Source organism: Saccharomonospora iraqiensis subsp. paurometabolica YIM 90007, from assembly GCF_000231035.2.
GTDB lineage: Bacteria > Actinomycetota > Actinomycetes > Mycobacteriales > Pseudonocardiaceae > Saccharomonospora > Saccharomonospora paurometabolica.
This window is the reverse complement of record NZ_KI912215.1, coordinates 46,972-47,854: the sequence shown is the minus strand read 5'-3', so window position 1 is coordinate 47,854 and position 883 is coordinate 46,972. Positions and strand designations below refer to the sequence as shown.

Sequence of the window (883 nt, the reverse complement as noted above, 5' to 3'; positions counted from 1 at the left end):
ACACGCCGGGCGCGGTGTCCCCGCCCGGCGCGGCCGGGCGCTCGACGTCCGGGTCGGTGGTCTCGTGCCCGCTGCGCGGGTCGCCGAGACAGCTGACCAGCGGGTTCCGGTTGTCGCGCACCCGGCACTTCTGGTTCGCCAGGGTGCAGGGCCGGACGCGCCCGCCCTCCCGGACCTTGCGCACCAGGTCGGCGTCCGCGATCTGGGCGCGGGTCATCTCCACCAGGTCGGCCACCCCGTCGGCCAGGGCCGCCCGCGCCGTGTCCGGATCGACCACCGAGCCCTGCAGCACCACCGGGGTCGCCCCGGCGACGGCGTCCCGGACGGCGGAGCACAGGTCGGTGTTGAAACCCGGTCCGGTGTGCGCGTCGGGTCGGGTGGCCGAGGTGCCCATCGCCGACCCGCGCACCACGACCAGGTAGTCCACCTCGGCGGCGATCCCGGCGGCGATCTCGGCGCCCCGCTCCGGGGTGATGCCCGCCCAGGGGGCGAGTTCGTCGCAGGACAGCCGCAGGCCGAGGACACGGTCGTGGCCGAGCCGGGCGCGGACGGCGGCGACCACCTCGTGCAGCAGCCGGGTCCGGTCGGTGCCGTAACCGTCACCGCGGTGGTTGGTCAGCCCGGACAGGAACTGGCGCAGCAGCGCGAACTGGCCCGTCGCCAGCTCGACCCCGTCGAGGTCGGCCTCGCGCGCCACGGTCGCGGCGTCCGCGAACCCGGTGACCAGCGCGTCGATCTCCGGCTGTTCCATCTCGGCCGGCATCTCCCGCGAGGCCACGTCGGCCACCCGGGACGGGGCCCACAACGCGCGCTGCGTCCACGCCGACGACCCCTGCGAGCCCGCGTGACCGAGCCCGGCGACGACGAGCGCCCCGTGCGGGCG

The 883-nt window shown here is 76.6% G+C and carries 1 protein-coding gene; it reads right to left on the bottom strand.

What is annotated here, in order from left to right; all coding sequences use genetic code 11:
- The coding region (locus SACPADRAFT_RS25965) for an oxidoreductase (RefSeq protein WP_007027787.1) at positions 1-883 on the bottom strand (883 nt) is incomplete at both ends.